This window comes from Vibrio sp. 1F263 (assembly GCF_041439035.1).
In the GTDB taxonomy this organism is placed as follows: Bacteria; Pseudomonadota; Gammaproteobacteria; order Enterobacterales; family Vibrionaceae; genus Vibrio; species Vibrio tasmaniensis_A.
Genome location: NZ_JBGONI010000101.1, coordinates 1 through 2,662 on the forward strand (window position 1 = coordinate 1; position 2,662 = coordinate 2,662).

The window sequence follows — 2,662 nt, forward strand, 5'->3', positions numbered from 1 at the left end:
TGATAGGACTCAGTCACAAAGGGCAATACACCACCAAAGGCTTAATTGATAACGAACAAGCGCTTATCGACAGCACCCAAGGTCGTGCGCATCACATGCGCACCCACGTTGAATCCAGCACGCTCAACAAGCTCGCTATCTCTGAAAACCAGCAGCGTATACTGACCGACCTGTACCACTCCACCAAACAGTTCCACGTGGTCAATGTGCATGGCTCATCACAAGATATTGCGCAGCAACTACTCAATGTAGGTAATCACAGCGGTAAACGTGTCCAATTGGTCTCCCAAAGCGTGAAAGCCAAGGCTGATAGCATGGAGAGCGTACAGCGCAAAAGTCAAACACTCAGCGCTTGGGTTGGTCAGCTCTTTTCAGAAGAGCAGCGCCACACCACCCACAGCTTATTGCAAAGCGATACGCCGCTGACCAATAAAGATGTCTTGCTCATCGATGACGCCAATAAGATGAGCGCCAATGAATTGTTGGCCCTCACCGATAAAGCCAAACAATCGAGCAGTAAAGTGGTGATGCTTAACCGCGTATCAAGCCGTCAGGGATTTAAAGCCAATAACGCTATCTCGCTGTATCAAAAAGGCAATGTGGAGAGTCATTCTTGGGTTGGCAAGCGAGCCAGCAACACCAACGTAAAACTGCATGACAATGATACCGATAGGATAGCGCGGGTGTACGCCGACCTCCCCGATAAAGCCAACACGCAAGTGATTGCCACTTCCAGCGTCGAGCAGCGGCGGTTAACCGAAGCGATACGGGGCCAGCTCAAAAATACCGGCGCCCTCGCCAGACACGAAACCACCCTATTCACTCAAACCCCTCACCACCTCTCTAAAGCGCAACAACCCCTCGTTCAACACTACAAACCAGGCATGACACTCACCCATTGGGAGAAAAACAAACCTCAGAGTTTTGTCATCGCCAGTATCGACAAAGAGAGCAACACCATGACCGCACTCAGCAAACGCGATGGACAATCACACACCTTTGACCCGTCCAGTCGCGCCTTTAAGCACATGAAGATGCAAATCAATAAACCGCAAAGTCTCAATATCGCCCAAGGCGAACGCCTTCAAACGCTAGGCAAACACTTCCCTGCTGGCTTGGACGCGAACCAAAGCTACCTTGTCACTCACATTGACAAAGAAAGCCTCACGCTTGAGAGCAAAGGGGAAACGCAGCGCGTCAACTTAGAGAGCCTAAAAGACGCGCCGCTGCAATACGACTACGTTCATAGCGCCCACCATATTGAGCCAAAAGCCCATACTTTACTGTCAGGCAAAGCATTTACCCTATCTAAGCCCCTGATAAGCGACCTGACTGAAAAAATAGAGCGCCTTGATATCTTCACCGACAAACCAGACAAAGCCCAAAGCGCACTTGAAAAAGAGCAGGTCTCCCCGTCAGCCATTGAGCGTGTACTGCAGACGCAAAACGTCAACGACCGCTACCTAAACGACGCCACCCAAGATTTGCTAAAGCAGGATGTCAGTCAGGCACTGTCAGCACTAGCCAAAGCGCAAAACGCCCCACTCATCGAAAAAGCGGTCAGCTTTGCCCTGAACCACCTCTCAGAGCGAGAAGCGGCTTTTAGCCAAAAAGCCTTAGTAGTGGAAGCGGTGCGTTACGCCTTTGAAGAAGCCGGAGGCTCTATTACCAAAGAGCAGGTTGAAACAGAGCTGAATAAACGCAGCAACACCCTCTCTGCAGAGTACAGTGACGGCACACGCTGGACGACGCAAGCCGCGCTGGAGACTGAAAAGCGCATCTTACAAAACATCGATGATGGTAAAGGCCAACATCAACCTTTTGCAACGCCTAAGCAGGTGCAAGACTTTTTCGATACCAAGCCTCGCTTAACCCAAGGGCAAAAGGACGCCATCACCCTTATCTCAACCACCAAGGACAGCTTTGTGGCCATCCAAGGGTTAGCCGGTACAGGTAAGTCCACCATGCTTGAATCCAATATTGAACTTATCCAGTTAGTCAAAGAAGCCAGCCAGCAGCCAGAGCAAAGCGTCATCGGTCTTGCGCCCACTCACGCAGCGGTAGCAGAGCTCGAAAGCAAAGGCGTGAAAGCGCAAACCCTGGAAAGCTTGCTCTCTGACATCCGACAAGGCAATCGAGAAGCCAGTGACTATCAACACACCTTGTTCTTTCTCGATGAAAGCTCCATGGTCAGCAACAAGCAAGCCGATGAGTTCACAAAGCTGGTCAATGACAGTCAGTCCAAAACAGCCAAATTGGGCGATAAAGAGCAGCTTTTATCACTCAGTGCCGGTAAACCCTTTGAGCTGGCCATAAGCCAAGGCCGCATCGATACCGCTTACATGACCGATATGGTACGTCCACAAAATGACACCCTGCACAATGCACAGCAAAACACCATTGATAAACAGCCACTCAGCGCCCTAGATAAACTCCAGCAGCAAGCCCCTGATACTCAAAGCAACAGTCAACATGTCATTTCCACGTTGGATGAAAACGACAAAGACCGACGCAGAGCGCAGCTCACCGCCACAGAGAAGCTGCCCTACATGGTCGCCAAAGACTATTTAGAGCGCACCCCCGAAACGCGAGACAACACACTGATTATCGCGTACACCAACCAGGAGCGAGACACCATCACCGAACACATCCGTGTCGGTTT

At 50.8% G+C, this 2,662-nt stretch carries 1 protein-coding gene; it reads left to right on the forward strand.

Annotation, left to right across the window (positions count from 1 at the left end; translation table 11 throughout):
• Nucleotides 1–2,662 (forward strand): conjugative transfer relaxase/helicase TraI (gene traI / locus ACED25_RS23170; RefSeq protein WP_371696239.1); only part of this gene is annotated, 2,662 nt, incomplete at both ends.